14 protein-coding genes are annotated in these 20,630 nt (G+C 67.6%); 10 read left to right on the top strand and 4 right to left on the bottom strand.

The features are described 5' to 3' along the window. The coding region (locus BLS75_RS31255) for a non-ribosomal peptide synthetase (RefSeq protein WP_143031449.1) at positions 1-6,232 on the bottom strand (6,232 nt) is incomplete at its 3' end. Between the two features lie 212 nt (positions 6,233-6,444). Here BLS75_RS31255 and BLS75_RS31250 point away from each other — a divergent pair. After that, positions 6,445-7,413 carry a siderophore-interacting protein gene (locus tag BLS75_RS31250; RefSeq protein WP_011062377.1) on the top strand — a complete coding sequence of 323 codons (969 nt, stop codon included), beginning with the start codon at positions 6,445-6,447 and terminating at the stop codon, positions 7,411-7,413. Positions 7,414-7,594: 181 nt separating this feature from the next. Here BLS75_RS31250 and BLS75_RS31245 read toward each other — a convergent pair whose 3' ends face one another. Together BLS75_RS31245 and BLS75_RS31240 are read right to left on the bottom strand one after the other, a co-directional pair. Next, the gene (locus tag BLS75_RS31245; protein ID WP_015636428.1) at positions 7,595-8,335 is read right to left on the bottom strand and encodes a thioesterase II family protein; all 741 of its coding nucleotides are present in this window, start codon (positions 8,333-8,335) and stop codon (positions 7,595-7,597) included. A gap of 70 nt (positions 8,336-8,405) precedes the next feature. After that, positions 8,406-9,578 (bottom strand): MFS transporter, encoded by a 1,173-nt coding sequence (locus BLS75_RS31240; protein ID WP_011062379.1) that lies wholly within the window; start codon positions 9,576-9,578, stop codon positions 8,406-8,408. Positions 9,579-9,713: 135 nt separating this feature from the next. Here BLS75_RS31240 and BLS75_RS31235 point away from each other — a divergent pair, with 135 nt between their 5' ends. The 9 genes from BLS75_RS31235 (at position 9,714) to BLS75_RS31195 (ending at position 19,565) form a co-directional block, all read left to right on the top strand. After that, positions 9,714-10,301: a TetR/AcrR family transcriptional regulator gene (locus tag BLS75_RS31235; protein WP_011062380.1), complete on the top strand. Its 588-nt coding sequence runs from the start codon at positions 9,714-9,716 to the stop codon at positions 10,299-10,301. Between the two features lie 112 nt (positions 10,302-10,413). Continuing rightward, complete coding sequence (locus BLS75_RS31230; RefSeq protein ID WP_011062381.1) at positions 10,414-11,214, top strand: glucose 1-dehydrogenase; 801 nt, start codon at positions 10,414-10,416, stop codon at positions 11,212-11,214. Beyond that, on the top strand, positions 11,207-13,033 hold the full coding sequence (locus BLS75_RS31225; protein ID WP_065363171.1) for a glycoside hydrolase family 15 protein: 1,827 nt from the start codon (positions 11,207-11,209) through the stop codon (positions 13,031-13,033). Before BLS75_RS31230 ends, BLS75_RS31225 begins: the two co-directional genes overlap by 8 nt. A 66-nt stretch (positions 13,034-13,099) precedes the next feature. Then, a complete protein-coding gene (locus BLS75_RS31220) occupies positions 13,100-13,477 on the top strand; it encodes a VOC family protein (RefSeq protein ID WP_011062383.1) in 378 nt (125 codons plus the stop codon). Further along, positions 13,474-13,935 (top strand): cysteine hydrolase family protein, encoded by a 462-nt coding sequence (locus tag BLS75_RS31215; RefSeq protein ID WP_011062384.1) that lies wholly within the window; start codon positions 13,474-13,476, stop codon positions 13,933-13,935. The genes BLS75_RS31220 and BLS75_RS31215 overlap by 4 nt, the downstream gene beginning before the upstream one ends. A 263-nt stretch (positions 13,936-14,198) precedes the next feature. Beyond that, on the top strand, positions 14,199-15,104 hold the full coding sequence (locus BLS75_RS31210) for an alpha/beta fold hydrolase (RefSeq protein WP_072453056.1): 906 nt from the start codon (positions 14,199-14,201) through the stop codon (positions 15,102-15,104). Positions 15,105-15,180: 76 nt separating this feature from the next. After that, entirely contained in the window at positions 15,181-15,654 is a 474-nt protein-coding gene (locus BLS75_RS31205; protein WP_065363168.1) for a hypothetical protein, read from the top strand. 15 nt (positions 15,655-15,669) lie between these two features. After that, a complete protein-coding gene (locus BLS75_RS31200; protein ID WP_072453059.1) occupies positions 15,670-17,112 on the top strand; it encodes a TIGR01777 family oxidoreductase in 1,443 nt (480 codons plus the stop codon). Between the two features lie 14 nt (positions 17,113-17,126). Next, positions 17,127-19,565 carry an alpha/beta fold hydrolase gene (locus BLS75_RS31195; protein WP_072453061.1) on the top strand — a complete coding sequence of 813 codons (2,439 nt, stop codon included), beginning with the start codon at positions 17,127-17,129 and terminating at the stop codon, positions 19,563-19,565. Positions 19,566-19,574: 9 nt separating this feature from the next. Here BLS75_RS31195 and BLS75_RS31190 read toward each other — a convergent pair whose 3' ends face one another. Next, positions 19,575-20,558 carry a GlxA family transcriptional regulator gene (locus BLS75_RS31190; protein WP_072453064.1) on the bottom strand — a complete coding sequence of 328 codons (984 nt, stop codon included), beginning with the start codon at positions 20,556-20,558 and terminating at the stop codon, positions 19,575-19,577. Positions 20,559-20,630: the final 72 nt, after the last annotated feature.

Raw genomic sequence — 20,630 nt, 5'->3', positions numbered from 1 at the left:
GCGCATCGACTTTCGGCAGCGACTTGCGGTCCAGCTTGCCGTTCGGCGTCAGCGGCAGCGCTTCGAGGAACAGCAGGTAGGTCGGCACCATGTAGTCCGGCAGGCTCTCGCGCAGGCGCGCCTTGATGCTCTCGCGCAACTGCGCCTGGCGCTCGTTGCTCAACGCCACCTCGGCGTCCACCGGCACGATGTAGCCCACCAGCTGCTGGCCGCTCGGCCCTGGCTGGGCGATCACCGCCACTTCCAGTACCGGGTCCTGCTCCAGCAAGCGCGCTTCGATCTCGCCCAGCTCGATACGGAAGCCCCGCACCTTCACCTGATGGTCGACACGGCCTACGTATTCCACCAGGCCGTCGGTGCGGTAGCGGGTCAGGTCGCCGCTGCGGTACAGCCGGGCGCCGGTGGTGCTGTAGGGGTCAGGGATAAAGCGTTCGGCCGTCAGCCCCGGACGATCCAGGTAACCCCGGGCCACGCCCAGGCCACCCAGGTACAACTCACCCGCCACGCCAACCGGCAACAGGTTGAGGTTGGCATCGGCCACGTAGGCGCTGCGGTTGCCAACGATATTGCCGATAGGCGCGTAGGCCGCGTCGCACGGATCGCCCGCCTTGGCCTTCCAGATCAATGGCGTAACCACGGTTTCAGTCGGGCCGTAACCGTTGAAGATGTACTTCGGACGCAGCACTCGCCACGCCAGATCGTAACTGGCCTGGGGCACTGCATCGCCGCCGAAGCAGTACACCCGCACCGCCGGCGGATTGCCGTCACGCTCGGCGTGTACCGCCAGTTGTTGCAGGTACACCGGCGGGAACACACCCACGGTGACGCCGTAGCGGTGCATCTGTTCGTAGGTGAATTCCGGCGACCACAGGCTGTCATCACGGATCAGCACGCTGGCGCCGTAGATCAGCGGGTGCATCCAGCCTTCGTGGGAGCCGTCGAAGGCGAAGGACATGAAGTGCAACTCGCAATCCGCCGGGCTCATTTCATAGCGCTCGCCGGTGGCCAGGCTGTGCATGGCCAATGGACCATGGGACACCGCCACGCCTTTGGGCAGCCCGGTGGAGCCGGAGGTGTAGATCACATAGGCGAGGTTTTCCTCGGCCAGATCCACTTGGGGGGCGCTGGCCGGGTAGCCGGCAAAATCTGCGGCCCGTTCCACCGACAAGGTCGGCAGCCCCTCAGGAATCGGCAAGCGATCCAGCAGATGGTTCTGGGTCAGCAGCAGCCACGCGCCACTGTCTTGCATCATGTAGCGCAGGCGGTCCTGGGGGTACTCGATATCCAGCGGCACATAAACCCCGCCGGCCTTGAGCACGGCCAGGAAGGCCACCATGATTTCCGCGCAACGCGGCATGGCGATGGCCACCCGCACTTCCGGGCCAACGCCCAGTTCGATCAACTTGTGCGCCAGCTGGTTGGCCTGAATATCCAGCTCGCGATAGCTCAGGCGCTGCTCGGCGAAGAACACCGCTGGTGCATCCGGCGCCTTGGCCGCCTGATCGGCGAACAGCTGGTGAACAAAACGCTCGGTCGGGTAGACCACATCGGTGTGGTCCCACTCCTGGCGAATGCGGCGCTGCTCGTCCTGGCCCAGCATCGGCAGCTCGCCCAGGGCTTGCTGCGGTTCAAGCATGCCTTGCAGCAGATTGCGCCAGTGATCGGCAAGGCTCTGGACGGTGGAGACCTCGAACAATTCGCCGGCATAGATGAACGAAGCGTTGATCCCGGCGTCGGTCTCCAGGGTTTCCAGGGTCAGGTCAAATTGCGCGGTACCGCCCTGCAGGACCATTTCCTCGGCTTGCAGGCCCGGCAGGCTGGTGCCGTCGGTGCTTTCCCCGGCAATGCTCAGGTGGTTGTACATCACCTGGAACAACGGGTTCTGGTCCAGCGCACGCTGGGGCTTGAGGGCATCCACCAGACGATCGAACGGCAGGTCCTGATGGGCCTGGGCGGCCAGGGCCGTGGCCTTGACCTGACGCAGCAACTGCCCCACCGGCAGGCTCGGCGCCAGCTCGACGCGCATCACCAGGGTGTTGACGAAGAAGCCCATCACCCCTTCCATTTCCTGGTGGCGGCGATTACTCACCGGCACCCCGATGCGGATATCCGGCTGATCGGAGTAACGGTGCAGCAGCAACGCGAACGACCCCAGGAACAGCTGGAACAGGGTCATGTCATGTTCCCGCGCCACACGCCGCAACCCTTGCTCCAGGTCCGCCGGCAGGCGCAGGCCCAGGCGTTCCTGGCGGTGGGAGACCAGCGCCTGGCGTGGATGATCCAGAGGCAGCTCCAGAACCGGATGCTCCAGCCCCAGTTGCTGGCGCCAGTAATCCAGCTGGCGCTGTTGCTCGCCCTGCTCCAGCCAGCTGCGATGCCAGTTGGCGTAGTCGGCGTACTGCACGCTCAACGGCTCGAACTGCGGTGCCTGCCCCTGGATCAAGCCGCGGTACAACGCGACGAATTCCCGGGCCAGCACACTCATGGAGGCGCCATCGGAAATGATGTGGTGCAAGGTCACCACCAGCAGGTAATCGCGCTCGGCGATCTGCAGCACCCGGGCCCGGCAAAGGGGCCCGCGCTCCAGATCGAACAGTTGCTGGGTCTCCTCCAGGGCGCGGGCCTGGACGGCTTCGCGGGGCAGGCCCGGCGTCAATCGCTCCCAGGCCACGCTGATCGCGCCCTGTGCATGCACCACCTGGCACAGGCGTTCCTGATGCTGGGTGAAGGTGGTGCGGAACGCTTCATGGCGCTGGGCCAGGGCATCGAAGGTCTGCTGCAAGGCAGCCTGGTCCAGTTCCCCCTGCAAACGGACCACGATCGGCGTGTGGTAGGCGGTGCTCTGCGGATGCATCTGCCAGAACAGCCATTGCCGCTGCTGGGCATGGGAGGCCGGCAAGGGCCCATCACGCTCCAGCACCTCGATCTGCGGCAGTGCCGCGGCGCCCGCGCAGGCCTGTACCTGTTCGACGAATTCGTCCAGGCGCGAGGTTTCGAACAGCACCCGCAGCGGCACGTCCGCCCCCAGCAGGCGACGCACCCGGGACATGATCTGGGTTGCCAGCAATGAATGGCCACCCAGGGCGAAGAAGTTGTCGCCCAGGCCCACCCGCTCGACCTTGAGCACCGCCTGCCAGATCGCCGCGATGCCCTGCTGCAGCTCGCTGACCGGGGCCACAAAGGCTTCCACCGGCGCCTGCTGCTGCAATGGCGGCAGGGCCCGCAGGTCGAGCTTGCCGTTGGGGGTCAAGGGCATGCCGGCCAACGCCAGGAAATGCATGGGCAGCATGTAGTCGGGCAAGGCCACCGCCAGTTGCCGGCGGATCTCCTGCCACGCCGCCTCCGGTTCCTGAGCCTTGGCCAGTACCACATAGGCCGCCACTTGCGACTCGCCCGCCACACTGACCACCTGTGCCACGGCGTCTTCGACCTGGGGCAACTGCTTGAGGGCCGCGGTGATTTCCCCCAGCTCGATACGGTAACCGCGGATCTTCACCTGATGGTCGATGCGGCCCAGGTAGTCGATAACCCCGCCGTCCAGATAGCGCGCCAGGTCACCGGTGCGGTACAGGCGCTGCCCGTCGCCGCTGAAGGGGTCCGGCACAAAGCGCTCGGCGGTCAAGGCCGCGCGCTGGTGGTAACCCCGCGCCAGGCCGGCGCCACCCAGGTACAGCTCGGCCGGAGTGCCGGGCGCCACCGGTTGCAAGGATGCATCCAGCACCCGCGCACGGACGTTGGCCAGCGGCAGGCCCAGGGGCACCACCGCCCGCTCGGCCGCCAGCGTGGCGGCGGCCATGGTCAGGGCGCCGACCGTGGTTTCCGTGGGGCCGTAGTGGTTGAACACCGCGCACTCCGGTGCCAGGGTCGCGATCCTGCGGACCAGAGCCGCCGGGCAGGCCTCGCCGCCCAGCACCAGGCACTGGCGCGGCAGGGAACGGGCCGGTTCTTCGCCACTCATCAGCGCCTGCAAATGCGACGGGACGATCTTCAATACATCAATCTGGTGGGTGTGCAGGTAGGCGCCGAAGGCGTCGGCGTCCAACCCGGTATCCAGGTCGATCACGTGCAGGCAACTGCCGGAGCACAAGGCGCCGAACAGCGTGGTGTGACCAAGATCCGCGGCGATGGTCGAGACCACGGCCATAGTGCGCGCAGCCCCCAGCGGCAGGCGCTGGATGATCGCCTGCACATAGTTGGCCAGGGCTCCGTGGGTGATGCTCACGCCTTTGGCGGCACCGGTGGAGCCGGAGGTGTAGATCGAATAGGCCAGGTTCCCGGCAGCCATCCCGGGCAAGGCTGCCAGCGGATCGCTGTCCGGCGCCCAGGCCTGTGCCTGATCCAGCAACAGCACCTCGACCCGGGCCGCCACCGGCAGCCGCGGCTGCACCGCCGTCTCGCTCAGCAGCAGGCGTACGCCGCTGTCTTCAAGCATGTAGCTCAAGCGCTGTTCGGGGTATTGCGGGTCCAGGGGCACATAGGCACCGCCGGCCTTGAGCACCGCCAACAGGCCCAGCACCATCTCCAGGGAACGCTCCACAGCGATACCCACCGGCACTTCCGGCCCCACGCCGCGCGCCACCAGCGCTGCGGCCAGACGGCTGGCACGCAGGTCCAGTTCGCGGTAGCTCAGGCACTGCCCGGCGAATACCAGGGCCGGTGCTTCGGGCTGCGCGGCGACCTGGCGGGCAAAGAGTTCGAGCACCGATTCGGCGCTGAACACCTCTTCTGCGCCAGCCCCCTGGGCCAGGAAGCCCCGGTGCTGCTGGGCACTGAGCAGCGGCAGTTCGGCAAGCGCCGACTGCGGCTCGCGCACCATCGCCCACAACAGGTTCTGCCAGTGGCCGGCCATGCGCTCGATGGTCTGCGCTTCGAACAACTGGCAGTCGTAGGTGAAGGCGGCCTGCAACTGGCCACCGCGTTCGAAAGTGTCCAGGGTCAAGTCGAACTGCACCGTGCGCTCGTTGCGCGGCAAGGCCTGCACTTGCAGCCCGGAGCGGCTGTGCAAGGTGGTCAGTTCGGTGACCTGGGGCTGGTGGTTGTACAGCACCTGGAACAGCGGGCTGTGGCTCAGGCTGCGCTCCAGGTGCAGGGCTTCCACCAGGCGCTCGAAGGGCAGGTCCTGATGGGCCTGGGCGCCCAGGGTAGTCTCGCGGATATCGGCCAGCAGTTGCTGCACTGTCAATTGCGGGCTCAGTTCGGTACGCAGTACCTGGGTGTTGACGAAGAAACCGATCAGCCCCTCGGCTTCCTGGCGCGTGCGGTTGGCGATGGGCACGCCGACCCGGATGTCCTGCTGGCCGCTGTAGCGCGATAGCAGCAGCTTGAAGCCGGCCAACAGCACGGCAAACAGGGTCACCCCCTGCTGGCGCGCCAGGGCGCCCAGTTGCTGGGCCAGGGGTTGTTCCAGGGCAAAATCCAGGCGGTGCCCCTGGCGGCTGGAATGGGCCGGCCGCGGATGGTCGGTGGGCAGTTTCAGCGGCGGATGCTCGTCACCCAGCTTGGCGCGCCAGTAGTCCAGTTGCCGCTCCTGCTCCCCTGCCTCCAGCCAGCTGCGCTGCCACAGGGCGTAGTCGCGGTACTGGATCGGCAGCGCCGGGACGTTCGGCACCTCACCCTGGAGCAGGCTGTCGTAGGCGTGCAGGAACTCTTCGATCAAGACCCCCATCGACCAGCCATCCGCGACGATATGGTGCAGGGTCAGCAGCATCACGTGCTCCTGCTCGCCCAGGCCCAGTACGCAGACCCGCAGCAAAGGCCCCTGTTGCAGATCGAAGGGCCGGCGCGCTTCGGCGTCGGCCAGGTGTTGCACCCTGGTTTCGCGCTGCGCCGGGTCGAGGTCGCAGAGCTCGCGATAATCGATGTCGACCCGCGCCTCCTGGATCACCTGCCGAGGCTCATCGTCCTCCAGGGCAAAGACCGTGCGCAGGCTCTCATGCCGCTCCAGCAGCCAGTCGAAGGCCTGCGCCAGCACTGCCCGGTCCAGCGGCCCGCTCAGGCGGACCGCGTTGGGCAGGTTGTAGGCCGCGCTCTGCGGATCCAGTTGCCAGAGAAACCACATGCGCTGCTGCGCATAGGACAGGGCCTGGCGATCAGGCACCGCAACCCCCGCCGGAATCGGCAGCAGAGAGAAGTCGACGCCTTCCTTGTCCAGAGCCTTCAAGAACAGCCGGCGCTTTTCCAGCGGCAGTTCAATGAATCTGCGGGCGAGCTTCAAGGAGTCTTCTGCATTCATCGGGAGTCATCCGTACTTACTTGTTGGGTATCGAGCATTGGCTCGGTCATCCCTACGGAACGGATGAAGGCCGGGGAAAATTAACCCCGCACAGCGCCAGAACAACCCGCTTGCGGGCCCCTCAGGGTGATTGGGCAGGCGCCGCCGGCAGTAAATCACCCCGCTCATCCTTCGTTCCTTCCTTATCCTCCCCTTGCAGCAGGTACCCGCCCATGTCCTCCGCTCAATCGCTGACCGGCCTCCTCACCCAAGGCTTGCGCAAACTGACCGGCATCGACCGGTCCAGGCCAAAGGGCTACCGGGTAATCAACGTCGAGCTCAAGCAGCGCATCCACCTCAGCCCGTCCATGGCCCGCCTGGTGTTTACCGGCGAGGACATCGCCCAAGCGCGCACCCTGGCACCGGACCAGCGCATCAAGCTGCTGTTTCCCGGGGCCGATGGCACGCCCTCGCAACTGCCGGTGGAAGGCGACTGGCAGGCGGCCCGGCGCAAGCTGCCGGCCGAGCAGCAACCGCCGATGCGCACCTACACCATTCGCGCCCTGCGCCTGCACCCTGCGCAAATGGATGTGGATTTCGTCCTGCACGGGGTCAACGGCCCGGCCTCCGCCTGGGCCACCCATGCCCGGCCCGGCGACCGCCTGCAGATGGTGGTGCCGAACAAGGCCTACAGCGGCGACCCCGGTGGTTATGAATGGCTGCCGCCGGCGGGGATCCGCAAGGTGCTGTTGATGGGCGATGAAACCGCGCTGCCGGCGATTGCCGGCATTCTGGAAGAACTGCAGGGTTATCCGGACCATCCGGATGTGCAGGCGTTTATCGAAGTGCCCTATGAAAGCGATTGCATCGACCTGCGCTGCCACCCGCTGGCGCGGATCAACTGGTTGCCCCGGGACCTGCTGGGCGCACGCCATGGCGAAACCCTGATCCATGCCGCCCGGGAGCTGGCCGAACTGCCGCCGGCCAACAGCCAGCGCCGGCCGATCAAGGTTTCCGAACGCAACGACGAACAACGCCTCTGGGAAACCGCCCAACCGGCGGACAACGATTTCTACGCCTGGGTGGCCGGCGAGTCGGCCACGGTGATGAACATTCGCCGCCACCTGATCAACGAGCGCGGCCAGGAGCGTCGCAACCTGACCCTGATGGGCTACTGGCGCCTGGGCAGCTCCCTGGGTTGAGCCCCACCAACCGCCCCACCCTCTTCCCTGTAGCCGCTGCCGAGGCCGCGAAGCTGCACAAAGGCCCGCCGGACCTTGCTTGGCGATCGCCAGCCGAACCCCTGGCGAGCTCGGGATTCTTGCCTCCCTGCGGGCCGTGCGCAGCCTGCGCCAGTGGCTACAGCAAGCAAGTGTGTAGCCGCTAGGAAACCGCGGCTACCGGTTGCAGGTGGCGGCGGCGATGCACCTCCAGATGGCCCTTGAGCAGGCTCAGCACCTTGGCCTCGTGCTCGTGGATGAAGAAGTGCCCGCCCGCCAGCATGTCCACCGAAAAACTGCCGTGGGTTTCCTTGCTCCAGCCGATCAGTTGCTCGGTGGTGGCGCGATCCGTCTTGCCGCCCAGCACATGCACCGGGCAATTGAGCAGTGGCCGTTGCACCGGACGAAAGCGCCCGCACAAGAGAAAGTCGGCCCGCAGGATCGGCAAGGTCAGGCTCATCAGTTCCTGGTTGGCCAGCACTTCTTCACTGGTGCCGTTGAGGGTGCGCAACTGTTCGATCAGTTGCTCATCGGTCTTGGGCTCGGCAAACCCCCGGTCGTATTCGGTGCGCAGGGTCGGCGCAGCAGTGCCCGAGGCGAACAGCGCCACCGGCTCCGGGCACCCCAGGGCGCGTAGGGCATGGGCCAGTTCGCAGGCCAGCAAAGCGCCCAGGCTGTGGCCGAACAGGGCGTAAGGCGTGCGCAGCGTGCCCCGGATTTCCAGGGCAAGCTGCCGCGCCAGCTCGCGCATGTCGGTGTGCAGCGGCTCGGCATAACGGGCGCCACGCCCGGGCAGCTCCAGCGGTTGCAGGTGCAGCCACTGCGGCAGCTTGCGGCGCCAGCGGCTGTAGACCATGGCGCTGGCGCCGGAATACGGCAGGCACAGCAGGTTCAACTGAGTCACGGTTATTCCCTCGACGGATGGACGCTAAAGAAACGCAGCACGAGGGGAACAAATTAGTCCACCGATCAGCTCAGCGCATGCGCCGATAGCTCTGCAACGCCGCCCCCAGTACCACCGCGCCGCCCGCCAGGGCCAGCCAAAAGCCGCTGCGGGCGCCGAACTGGTCCACCAGCGCTCCGGACCCCGCGGCCCCCAGGGCCACGCCGATGCTCAGGCCGGTGACCAGCCAGGTCAGGCCCTCGGTGAGCTTGGCCGGCGGCACGCTGCGTTCCACCAGGGCCATGGCGACGATCAGGGTCGGCGAGAAAAACAGTCCGGCAACGAACACCGCCAGGGACAGGCCGAGGATGTTGCTCGCCAGCAGCAGCGGCAAGGTGGTCAGCGCCGTGGCGATGCCGCCGTACATGAACAGCCGGGGCAAGGGCGTGGCCAGTTTCAGGGCGCCAAAGGCGATGCCCGCCAGGCATGAGCCGATGGCGTACACCGAGAGCACAATGCTCGCTGCCGCCGGCTGCCCCTGTTGCTGGGCGAAGGCCACGCTGACCACGTCCACCACCCCGACGATGGTGCCCATGGCGGTCATCAGCAACAGCAGCAGGCGGATTTCCACCGAACGAATGATCGAGCCAGCGTGCCCTTCCTCATGGGGATGGACCGGCGGTTCGGTGCTTTTCTGCATGACGAACACACTGACCCCCAGCACCAGCATCAGCAGCGCCGCCAGGGGCCCGGCTTCGGGAAACAGGCCGACGCTGAGGCCCACCGACAAGGGCGGGCCGACAATGAAGCAGACCTCATCGAGCACCGACTCCAGGGCATAGGCGGTCTGCAGCTGCGGCTGGCCGCGGTACAGCTCGGTCCAGCGGGCACGAACCATGGCCGACATGCTGGGCATGCAGCCGGCCAGGGCAGCGCAGAGGAACAGGGTCCAATGCGGGGCCTGCAAGCGGGTGCACAGCAGCAGGGCCAGCAGCGCCCCGCCCCCCAGGCCGGCGGCCAGGGGCAATATCCGGCTCTGGCCGTAACGGTCCACCAGGCGCGATACCTGGGGCGCGCAGAACGCCGTGGCCAGGGCGAACGTCGCCGCCACCGAGCCGGCCAGGGCGTACCCGCCGTGCAGTTGAGCCAGCATGGTGATCAGGCCGATGCCGGTCATGGAGATCGGCATGCGCGCGATCATCCCGGCCAGCACAAAGGCCCGGCTGCCGGGGGCCTTGAACAGTTCGCGGTAGGGGTTTGCCATTTACAACGACTCCTTGGGGGGCTGCAACTTGCCACAAAGGGCAGGCACAGCAGAAACACATACGCCTCGTATGTTAAAAATCATGTAAACATACGCCTCGTATGTCAACCCGCCATTTGTTGGAGAACTGTGTCCATGAGCAGCCGCCCACGCGCCGCGATGATCGAGCAAACCCGCGCCAGGCTGATTGCCAGCGCGCGCCAGGCCTTTGCCCGCCTGGGCTACGCCAAGACCTCGATGGACGACCTGACCGCCGAAGCCGGGCTGACACGAGGCGCGCTGTATCACCACTTCGGTGACAAGCAGGGGTTGCTGGCGGCGGTGGTGGAGCAGATCGACAGTGAAATGGATGAGCGCCTGGAGGCCATTTCCGCAGCGGCCAGTGATCCCTGGCAAGGCTTTGCCCAGCGCTGCCGGGCCTACCTGGAAATGGCCCAGGAAGCCGAAATCCGCCGCATCGTCCTGCAGGATGCCCGGGCCGTGCTGGGGCAACGGCAGCCAGCCGAGGAACACTGCATCGACTCCCTCAGCCGCCGCCTGCAAGCGCTGGTCGAAGCCGGGCTGATCACGCCCGCGCCGAGCCAGGCCCTGGCGCGCCTGATCAATGGCAGCCTGGTGGACGCGGCGCTGTGGATCGCCGCCGCCGAGCAGCCCGGGCAACGCCTGCAACAAGCCCTGCAAGCGCTTGAGCTGCTACTGCGCGGGTTGCAACCACCGCGCTGAACTGAACTCCTGAACCGCGTCCGGGGTCAGCACAACAGGGGCCACTGATGCGTTGCGTGTCGCATGGGCGCATCAGCCCCGGCCTTCGACAGCGGCGACAGGAGTGCAGTGCATGCAGATATCCCTCGACCAGCAGGTAGCCCTGGTCACTGGCGCCAGCTCCGGCATTGGCGCCGCCACCGCAATCGCCCTGGCGGCGGCCGGTGCCAGCGTGGTGCTCAACTACAACTCCCAGGCCGCGCCGGCCGAGCAGTTGGCCGCGCGGATCAATGCCGAAGGCGGCCGGGCCATTGCCATTGGCGCCGATGTAGCCGATGAGGCCCAGGTCGAGGCGCTGTTCGCCCAGGCCATCGAGGCCTTTGGTTTTCTCGACATCCTGGTGGCCAATTCCGGCCTGCAAAAGGATGGGCCGGCCGCCAGCCTGAGCCTGGACGACTGGAACCGGGTGATCGGCGTCAATCTCACCGGGCAGTTCCTCTGCGCTCGCGCGGCGCTGAACATCTTCCAGCGCCAGGGGGTGCGCGCCGGGGTGTCCAAGGCGGCGGGCAAGATCATCCACATGAGTTCGGTGCACCAGTTGATTCCCTGGGCCGGGCACGTGAATTACGCGGCTTCCAAGGGCGGCGTGGACATGCTGATGCGCACCCTGGCCCAGGAAGTCAGCCAGCAGCGGATCCGCATCAATGGCATCGCCCCGGGGGCGATCCGCACCGCCATCAACCGCACCGCCACCGAGGGCGCGGCAGAGCAGGAACTGCTCAAGCTGATTCCCTACGGCCGGGTCGGCGACCCCGAGGATGTGGCCAATGCCGCGCTATGGCTGGCCTCGGACGCCTCCGACTATGTGGTCGGCAGCACCCTGTTCATCGACGGCGGCATGAGCCTCTATCCGGAGTTTCGCGGCAATGGCTGAGCAGCATCCCACGGCACAACGCCCCATCGACGCCCACGGCATCATCGGCGACATGCGCAGCGCCGCCCTGGTCGACGACCAGGGCAGCATCGATTTCTTCTGCTGGCCGGAGTTCGACAGCCCGAGCATCTTCTGCTCGCTGCTGGACTCCCCCGCCGCCGGGATCTTCGAACTGGCACCGGTGCTGGCCGACGCCCGGCGCCAGCAGATCTACCTGCCCGACAGCAACGTCCTGCAGACCCGCTGGCTGGGAACCGAGGCGGTGGTGGAAGTCACCGACCTGCTGACCATCGACGACGACCCCGAGCAGCTGCCGCTGCTGATCCGCCGGGTACGGGTGGTCAGCGGCCAGGCCACCCTGCGCCTGCACTGTGCGCCGCGCCTGGACTATGGGCGGGCCGCCACCGGGGCACGACAGGAAGGCGACTCGGTGTGCTTCGAAGCCCCCGGGCAGCCCGGGCTGCGCCTGCTGGGCGACCAGCCGCTTTACCTTGAACGGGACTCGGCGCGGGCCGAGTTCGTGCTGCAACAGGGCCAGGGCGCCGAATTCATCCTCGGTGGCGTCGACGATCTGCGGGTGCGGCACGGCGATAGCGAGCTGCACCTTACGCGCACCCTGAAGTTCTGGCGCGACTGGATCGGCCAGTCCAACTACCGCGGCCGCTGGCGCGAGATGGTCAACCGTTCGGCCCTGGCGCTGAAACTGCTGACCTCCAGGCGCCATGGCGCGATCCTCGCGGCGGCCACCTTCGGCCTGCCGGAAAGCCCCGGCGGCGAACGCAACTGGGACTACCGCTACACCTGGGTACGCGACGCCTCGTTCACCGTCTACGCCTTCATGCGCCTGGGCTTCGTCGAGGAGGCCAACGCCTACATGGGCTGGCTGCGGGGCCGGGTCAGCGACTGCCATGGGCAACCGATGAAGCTCAATATCCTGTACGGCATCGACGGCCGCCAGGAGTTGCCGGAGACCGAGCTTGGGCACCTCTCCGGGCACGGCGGCGCGCAACCGGTGCGCATCGGCAACCAGGCCTACGACCAGGTGCAGCTGGATATCTTCGGCGAGCTGCTGGATGCGGTGTACCTAGTGAACAAGTACGGCGAGGCCATCTCCCACGAAGGCTGGAAACACACGGTACAGGTGGTGGACCAGGTCTGTGACAGCTGGCAGAGCAAGGATGTGGGCATCTGGGAGATGCGCGGCGAGCAGCACCACTTCCTGCACTCGCGGCTGATGTGCTGGGTGGCGGTGGACCGCGCCATCCGCCTGGCCTCCAAGCGTTCGCTGCCGGCCCCCTTCGCCCGCTGGGACCAGACCCGGCAAGCCATCTACGACGATATCTGGAGCCGGTTCTGGAACCAGGAGCACGGGCATTTTGTCCAGCACATCGGCAGTACCGCCCTGGACGGTTCGATGCTGCTGATGCCCCTGGTGCGCTTTGTCAGCGCCAAGGACCCGCGCTGGCTGGCGACCCTGGATGCCATCGAAAAGAGCCTGGTGCGTGACGGCATGGTCTACCGCTACCGCAATGACGACAGCCAGATCGACGGCCTGGCCGGCACCGAAGGCGCCTTCGCCGCCTGCTCGTTCTGGTACGTCGAATGCCTGGCCCGGGCCGGGCGCCTGGAGCAGGCGCACCTGGAGTTCGAGCAACTGCTGCGCTACGCCAACCCCCTGGGCCTGTACGCCGAGGAGTTCGACAGCCACGGCCGCCACCTGGGCAACACGCCCCAGGCCCTGACGCACCTGGCGCTGATCAGCGCGGCAAGTTTTCTCGACCGGCGCTTGAGTGGCGACAAGAGCGTCTGGCAACCTTGAGCCCGGCCCCGGTGCTGAGACCGGGGCGCTCTTCCCTTGGTGCCCGACAGAAATGGAACTCGCCCCATGCCCGACTCGCCGATCATCGCCGTGATGATCCATGCCGCCGACTGGCGTGCCGCCACCCATTGGTACGCCCAGGCCTTTCCCCAGGCCCGCCGGGTGCTGCACGAGCCGGATGATTTCGGCCATTTGCAGCTCGCGGGCCTGTCCCTGGAAATCGTCCCCTGCGACGCCAAGGTCGGCCAGGGGCCGGCGGGCACGGTGGTGTACTGGCAGGTCGCCGATCTGCCCGGCCAGGTGCAGCGCCTGACCGGGCTGGGTGGGCGCCTGTATCGCGGGCCCATGGTCATTGAAGGCGGCGACTCGATCTGCCAGGTGCAGGACCCCTGGGGCAACTGCATCGGCCTGCGCCAGCCGGCCCGTTTGGGGCAAGCGTCATGAACCAGGTGCTGCTGATCATCGACGTGCAACCCTGCTTCAACCCTCCGCAGTGGCTGGTGGACGGCATCAACCGCCTGCTCGGGCGCATGCCCTCGGTGGCCACGGTGGAGCGCCATGATGAAAGCCGCACGCCCTTCGCCCGGCAACTGGGCTGGCAGCCGGCGGTGGATGACCAGAGCCTGGTGGCCGCCGACAAGGTCTTCATCAAGCACGGCTACGGGCCGACGACGGAGATTCTCGAGCACCTCAAAAGCCTCGCCCCCGAGCGCGTGCTGGTGTGCGGTATCCAGACCGACACCTGCGTGCTGGCCGCAGGTTTTGCCCTGTTCGATGCCGGCTTGCAGCCGACCCTGCTCACCGACCTGACCGTTGGTTCGTCCCTGGACCGCAGCGGCGGCCTGGGCATCGACCTGTGGCGGCATCACTTCAAGCACCTGGCCCGCAGCGACGAACTCTAGGGGCTGGCTTGCCGGCGAAGGCGATCTTGCGGGCCACACAGCGCTAGAGTCCGCACTCGCGCTCCTTCACCAGGCCCCTCATGAGCTTCACCGGCGGCCTGCGCTGCTACGTGCACATCAACCCCGAACCGTAGGGCCACAGTTCCCTGGAAGACATCCGCCGGCTGCTGGCGCGACGCCCACGGGCTGCATGCCGCTAAGGCTTGAGGACAGCACGCAAGTTTTGCGCTAGCTTTTCCCGGCCCACCGGATCCGGAGTCGTCATGCCCAGCCCAGCCTCCCTGCACCAGGTCAGCACCCCCAGCCTGCATATCGCCTATGAGGAACATGGCCCGCGCAGCGCCGAACCGGTGATCCTGCTCCACGGGTTTCCCTACGACCCGCGGGCCTACGACGAGATCGCCCCGCCGCTGGCCGAGCGCGGCTATCGGGTCATCGTTCCCTACCTGCGGGGCTACGGCCCGACGCGCTTTGTCAGCGAGCAGATCATGCGCTCCGGGCAGCAGGCGGCCCTGGCCCGGGACCTGCTGGAGCTGATGGACGCCCTGCACCTGCCCCAGGCCACCCTCGCCGGCTACGACTGGGGTGGGCGCGCCGCGTGCATCGTCGCGGCGCTGTGGCCGCAGCGGGTCAAGGGCCTGATGAGCGCCGACGGCTACAACATCCAGGACATTCCCCGGGCCATCGAGCCCCGGGCGCCGGAGACCGAGCTGCGGCTGTGGTACCAGTACTACTTCAATACCCAGCGCGGGGTGGACGGCCTGACGGCCAACCGCCGGGAATTCTGCGAGCTGTTGTGGCGCCTGTGGTCGCCAACCTGGAAACAAGGGCCGGGGCTCTATGGCCTGAGCGCGCCCTCTTTCGACAACCCGGACTTCGTCGCGGTGGTGATCCATTCCTACCGCCATCGCTTCGGCTATGTGCCGGGCGACCCGGGCCTGGAAAGCATCGAGCGGGCGCTGGAGGCGCAACCGCCGATCCGGGTGCCGACCATCGCCCTGTGCGGCGCTGACGACGGCGTCGGCCCGGCCACCGAGCCGGACCCCGATGTCGGTCTGTTCAGTGGGCCCTATCAGCGGCGGATCCTCCCGGGGATCGGCCACAACCTGCCCCAGGAAGCGCCGCAAGCCACCCTCGACGCGCTGCTGGAGTTGCTCGGCAAGCCCTGAGATGGGCACCGGCGCACGCCATGGGCCGGAAAAAATCGGTACACTTCGCGGCCTCGATCCCCCCACAGGACATGGAATGTTATCTGTCGCCGCTTCTCCCCGACCCGGCCTGCGCCGGGCCCTGGTGCTCTGGCTGTATGCCGTCGGCGCCGGCCACCTGCTGGCCGGGCTGCTGCTGACCTGGGCCGGCCACAGTGGCCTGTTCAACGATTACCTCGCGGGCATCGAACAGGCCTTCTGGGGCGCCGCCGCGCCGGCACCGGCGCGGGCCCAGCAGATCTGGTGGCTGGGGCTGTTCGGCGCCACCCTGCAAAGCTATTCGCTGTTCCTGCTGGGGCTGGTGCACCTGGGCAACCGCCTGCGGGCCCCTGCCGCCTGGGCCTGTCTGATGGCCGGGATTGTGCTGTGGGCGCCCCAGGACATGTGGCTGTCCTGGCAGATGAACATGACCGCCCACCTGTGGATCGACAGCTTCGCCCTGCTGGTGCTGCTGCCGCCGTTACTGTGGCTGCAGCGCCACGACCGCCGTACCTCTCGTCTTCCCTCGTAAAAGGACTTCACCATCGTGGCTGATTTGCCAATCCTGCAGTGGGCTATCGCCCTGTTGCTCGCCCAGGGCGTGCTCGGCGCCCTGGATACTCTCTACCATCACGAACTCACCGTGGCTCTGCCGCAGCGTCACAGCGCCCGCAAGGAGCTCAGCATCCATGCCCTGCGCTCGTGCTTCTACGGCGTGCTGTTCATGGGCATCGCCCACCTGGCGTTCCAGGGCATCTGGGCCCTGGTGATCGCCCTGCTGTTCGCCCTGGAAATCGGCCTGACCCTGTGGGACTTCGTGGTCGAGGATCGCAGCCGCAAGCTGCCGGCCATCGAACGCATCATGCACACCGTGCTGGCGATCAACGCCGGGGCCTTCTTCGCCCTGTACGGCCTGCAACTGCTGGAATGGTCACGCCTGCCCAGTGCCTTGAATCCCATCGACCTGGGCTGGCAGGGCTGGGCCCTGAGCCTGTTCGCCGTGGGCGTCACCGCCTCGGGCATCCGCGACGGCCTGGCGGCGCTGCGCCTGCAACGCCAGGGCCAGGGCGCCAACCCCTTTGCCGGTGGCAGCGGCAAGCGGGTGCTGGTCACCGGTGGCACCGGTTTTATCGGCGAGACCCTGGTCAACCAACTGCTGGATGCCGGGCACACGGTCAGCGTGCTGGCCCGGGACCCGCTGCGCGCCGCCTACCTGTTCGACGGTCGTGCCCGTTGCCTGCGCTCGCTGAGCAAGCTGGGCCACGGCGAAGCCTTCGACGTGATCATCAACCTGGCCGGTGCCCCGGTGGCCGGGCCGCGCTGGTCGGCCAAGCGCCAGGCGCAACTGCTGGCCAGCCGGGTCGGCACCACCGAAGCCCTGCTCAACTGGCTGCAACACGTCCAGCACAAGCCGGAGCTGTGGATCCAGGCTTCGGCCATCGGCTTCTATGGCGTGCGCGACGCCAGCCAGAGCCTGGATGAAAACGCCGAGCGCGGCGAGGGCTTCATGGCCGACCTGTGCGCGCGCTGGGAATCATCGGCGGAACCGGCCACCCGCTTCGGCGTGCGCCAGGTGGTGCTGCGCCTGGGGATCGTCTTCGGTCCCGGCGGCGCCCTGAAGCCATTGCTGATGCCCTTCCATTTCGGCTTTGGCGGACGCATGGGCGATGGCCGGCAGATCATGAGCTGGGTACACCGCGACGACGTGTTGCAGGTGATGGCCCGGGCCATGAACGACCCGTCCCTGTCCGGCACCTACAACATGGTGGCGCCGGAAGCGGTGAGCCAGGGCACCTTCGCCACTACTGTCGGCAAGGTGCTCAAGCGCCCGGTGTGGCTGCACGTGCCGGCTGCGCCGGTACGGGCCCTGGCCGGGGAGATGGCCGAGCTGTTCTTCGATGGCCAGAAGGTAGTGCCGGCGCGCCTGCTGCAGGCCGGCTACCGCTTCCGTTACCCAACCCTGGACGCCGCCCTGCGCGACCTGACCTGAGCTGAGGAATGCCCATGAGCAAGCCCCTGTTGTACCTGCTGGCGGGCAATGGCAGCGCCGCCGACTGGTGGGACGATGCCCTGCCGCACTTCCAGCGCTATCAGGTGCAGCCCCTGGAGCTGCCGGGGTTTGGCGACAACCCGCTGCCGCCCTGCCAGGACCTGGGTGAATACGCCGAGGCCCTGCTGGGCATGACCGAGCCGGGCCAGGGGATTGTCGCGGTGGGGGTCAGCGCGCTGATCGTGCTGCACGCCATGCAGCGCCGCCCGGGGCACTTCTGCCGCAGTGTGCTGTTGTCGCCGGTGGGGGCCTTTCTCTGGCAACGGCGCTTGCCGGCGCTGATGTCGCCGCTGCCCGCGCGCTTGCTGATTCATGGCTTGCTCAGCCATAAACCGACCCTGTTCGCTGGCAAGTTCTCGCGCCAGCCGTGGTCGGCCCAGCAGTACCGGCGCATGGGCGCCGGCTATGGTCGGTGCCGGGCCTTCGTACCGCTGTGGGAGCAACTGCGGGCCGATACCGCGCTGCCGCTGCTGGAGTGGATCAAGGACCCGGTGCAACTGGTCTGGGGCGACCAGGACCGGCTGCTGGGGATTGCCCAGGCCGCAGCCTGGTCGGCCATCCTGGCCCGGGCCGACCTGCGGGTCAGCCTGCGGCCGGGCTGGGGCCATTACCCCTGGATCGACCACCCCGCCGAGTTCGTCGCCTGGCTGGAATCCGCCGACAACGGCTTCGTCGCCCACACCAAGGGCGGCCGCCTGCGCCTGGCGGAGCTGGCCGGCCAGCCGGTGCCCAGCGCCCTGTCCCTGGACAGCGCCAGCGACCCGCATCTGCCGGTCCTGCTCGCCAGCCAGCCTGCGGCGCTGTGGGCGGTGCGTTCCTCCAGCTACGGCGAGGACCAGGCCGACTCTGCCAATGCCGGCTTGAGCACCACTTACCTGCGGGTGCCCAGCGAGCAAGTGCCCGGGCGCATCAGCGAACTGCGCGATGCCGGGGTCGAGGAAGTGGTGGTGCAGCGCTTTATCCAGCCGACCCTGTCGGGGATCGCCTTCGTCCGTCACCTGGCGGTGGAACTGGAGTGGGTCGAGGGCCATCTGGAAAGCCTTGCCGACGGTCAGGTCAGCCCGCAGCGGGCGATCCTTTCACGCCTGGGCGCGGCCTGGGAAAGCGGCCATTTCGCCACCACCCGAGGCCTGAGCGCCAGCGCCCTGTGGGACTTCCTGCAAGGGGTGCTCAAGACCTTCCACTACGTGCCCGGTGATGTGGAATGGGCCTGGGACGGCCAGCAACTGTGGCTGCTGCAGTACCGCCCCATCAGCGACTACGGCTGGCGCCGGCACCTGACCGCGGCCAATATCGCCGAGATCCTGCCACCGCAACCCAGCCGTTTCGTCGAGTACGGCCAGCGCCGCGCGGCGGCGAGCATTCCGGCGATCATGGCGCGCTGGGACGCCCGTGTACTGCAGGACAACGAGCCCTTCACCGCAGTGTTCGGCGGTGCTTCCTATATCAACAATGACCTGTTCCTGGCGCGGCTGGCCGACTGGGGCCTGCCCTCCTCCAGCTATGCCGGCGAGGTGGGCGGCGCCACCCCGCAGCTGCCCTTGCGGCCCCTGCGCCTGTTGCGCTCGCTGCCACGGTTCCTGCGCATGCAGCACATCGCCCGCGGCCACCTGCTGAGCCTGGAGCCGGGCCTGCGGCGCTTCGACCGGGAACTGGCGCAGTTGCACGCCGCCGGGGCCGACGGCCAGCAACTGGCAGACTGGTTCAGCCGCTTCTATGTGTTCGTGGTGCAGGGCAACCTGTGCATCGCCACCGCCCTGGCCAGCAGTGGCGGCGCGCTGCTGGGGCGTCCGCCCACCGCCTACGACAACCTGGACAACAGCCCCCATCGCCTGCCCTGGGAAACCGACCCCGGCACCCCGCGCCCGCAGTGCGCCGAGTTGCCGTTGCAAGCCTTCCCGCACTGGAGCCCGGCCATCACCCTGGTCCACCGCCTGGGCTTGCCGGGCATGCGCGGCTATTACCTGCAAGTGCGCGAGTGGTACCGGGACAACCTGATGCGGATCTTCTTCCGCCTGCACCACGCCGTGCCCGAGGCTGATCGCGGCTACTGGTTCGCCCCCCATGAGCAGGTGCGCAACCGTGGCGGCAGCTTCTGGCAGGACGGCCGCGAAGGCAGCGAGCAGGCGGCGGGGTTCATGATCTACCCGGGCCAGGTCCAGGGCGTGCTGGGGGTCGACATTCTGCTGGAGGACACCCTCGACCCCGGGCGCCATGCCCACTATCAGCAGGCCCGGGCAGTGATCGCACGCATGGGCGGGCGCCTGTCCCACGGTTCGACCCTGTTGCGCGAACTGCGCAAGCCCTCGGCGGTACTGCCCCAGGTAGACCCGACCTGGATCGGTCGCGAAGTGCTGTATGCCGACGGCCAACTAAGCCTGGTAGAAGGCTGAAACCCGCGCTCAGGGCTGCACAATGCTGGCGAAGCGTTCGCGGTAGGCCTGGGGCGTCACGCCCAGGGCCCGCAGCACGCTGCGACGCAGGGTTTCCTCGCTACCGAAACCGCACTGGGCGGCGATGCGCTTGATCGGCAGGGTGCTGTCGGCCAACAGGCGCCTGGCGCATTCCACACGGATCAGTTCAATGGCCCGGGCCGGGGTCTGGCCGGTGTCGGCGCGGTAGTGACGGACGAAACTGCGCTCGCTCATTCCCGCCTGCTCGGCCAGCACTGGCACCGTCAGTTCGCGGTCCAGGTGCTCGGCGATCCAGGCGTGCAGCCGGTCGAAACGCCCACCCTGGTTCTGCAGCGACAGGGTTACGCTGAACTGCGACTGGCCCCCCGGGCGCTTGAGAAACACCACCAGTTGCCGCGCCACTTCCAGCGCCACTGCGCGCCCCAGGTCGGCCTCCACCAGGGCCAGGGCCAGGTCGATGCCGGCGGTGACCCCGGCCGAGGTCCACACCGGGCCATCGTTGATGAAGATCGGATTGGCCTCCACCTGCAATTGCGGATATTGCTCGGCCAACTGCTCGCAGCGGGTCCAGTGGGTGACCACCCGGCGCCCGTCCAGCCAGCCGCTGGCGGCCAGCAGAAAGGCCCCGGTGCAGACCGACGCCACCCGCCGTGACGCCGCAGCCCGGGCCGCCACCCAGGCCACCAGTTCAGGATCACGGGCCGCCTCGTAGACGCCCCAGCCACCGGCAACGATCAAGGTGTCGCAGGGCTCTTGCGGCAGCGGCAGCGGCTCGGCCAGCAGCGCCAGCCCCGAGGAGCTCAGGGTCGCCCCGCCCGGGCTGGCAATCACCCGCGGGTGGTAGGGCAAGGGCAGGCCCAGGCCGCGGGCCCGGTCATTGGCCGAGGCGAACACCTGCAGCGGCCCGCTGACATCCAGCAACTGGGCATTGGCGAAGGCCAGGACAAACACGTTTTTCGGCGCAGTGGGCATGGTTGGCGTAAATCGAGGGCTGGTTGGCGTATGCGCCAAATCCTAGAGCGCTAGAGTCAAGCCGTCCACTTT

The sequence above is a fragment of the Pseudomonas sp. NFPP12 genome, from assembly GCF_900103205.1.
GTDB classification, from domain to species: Bacteria; Pseudomonadota; Gammaproteobacteria; order Pseudomonadales; family Pseudomonadaceae; genus Aquipseudomonas; species Aquipseudomonas protegens.
Note: the sequence above shows the minus strand (reverse complement) of the source record. Positions and strands in the feature narration are given on the sequence as shown.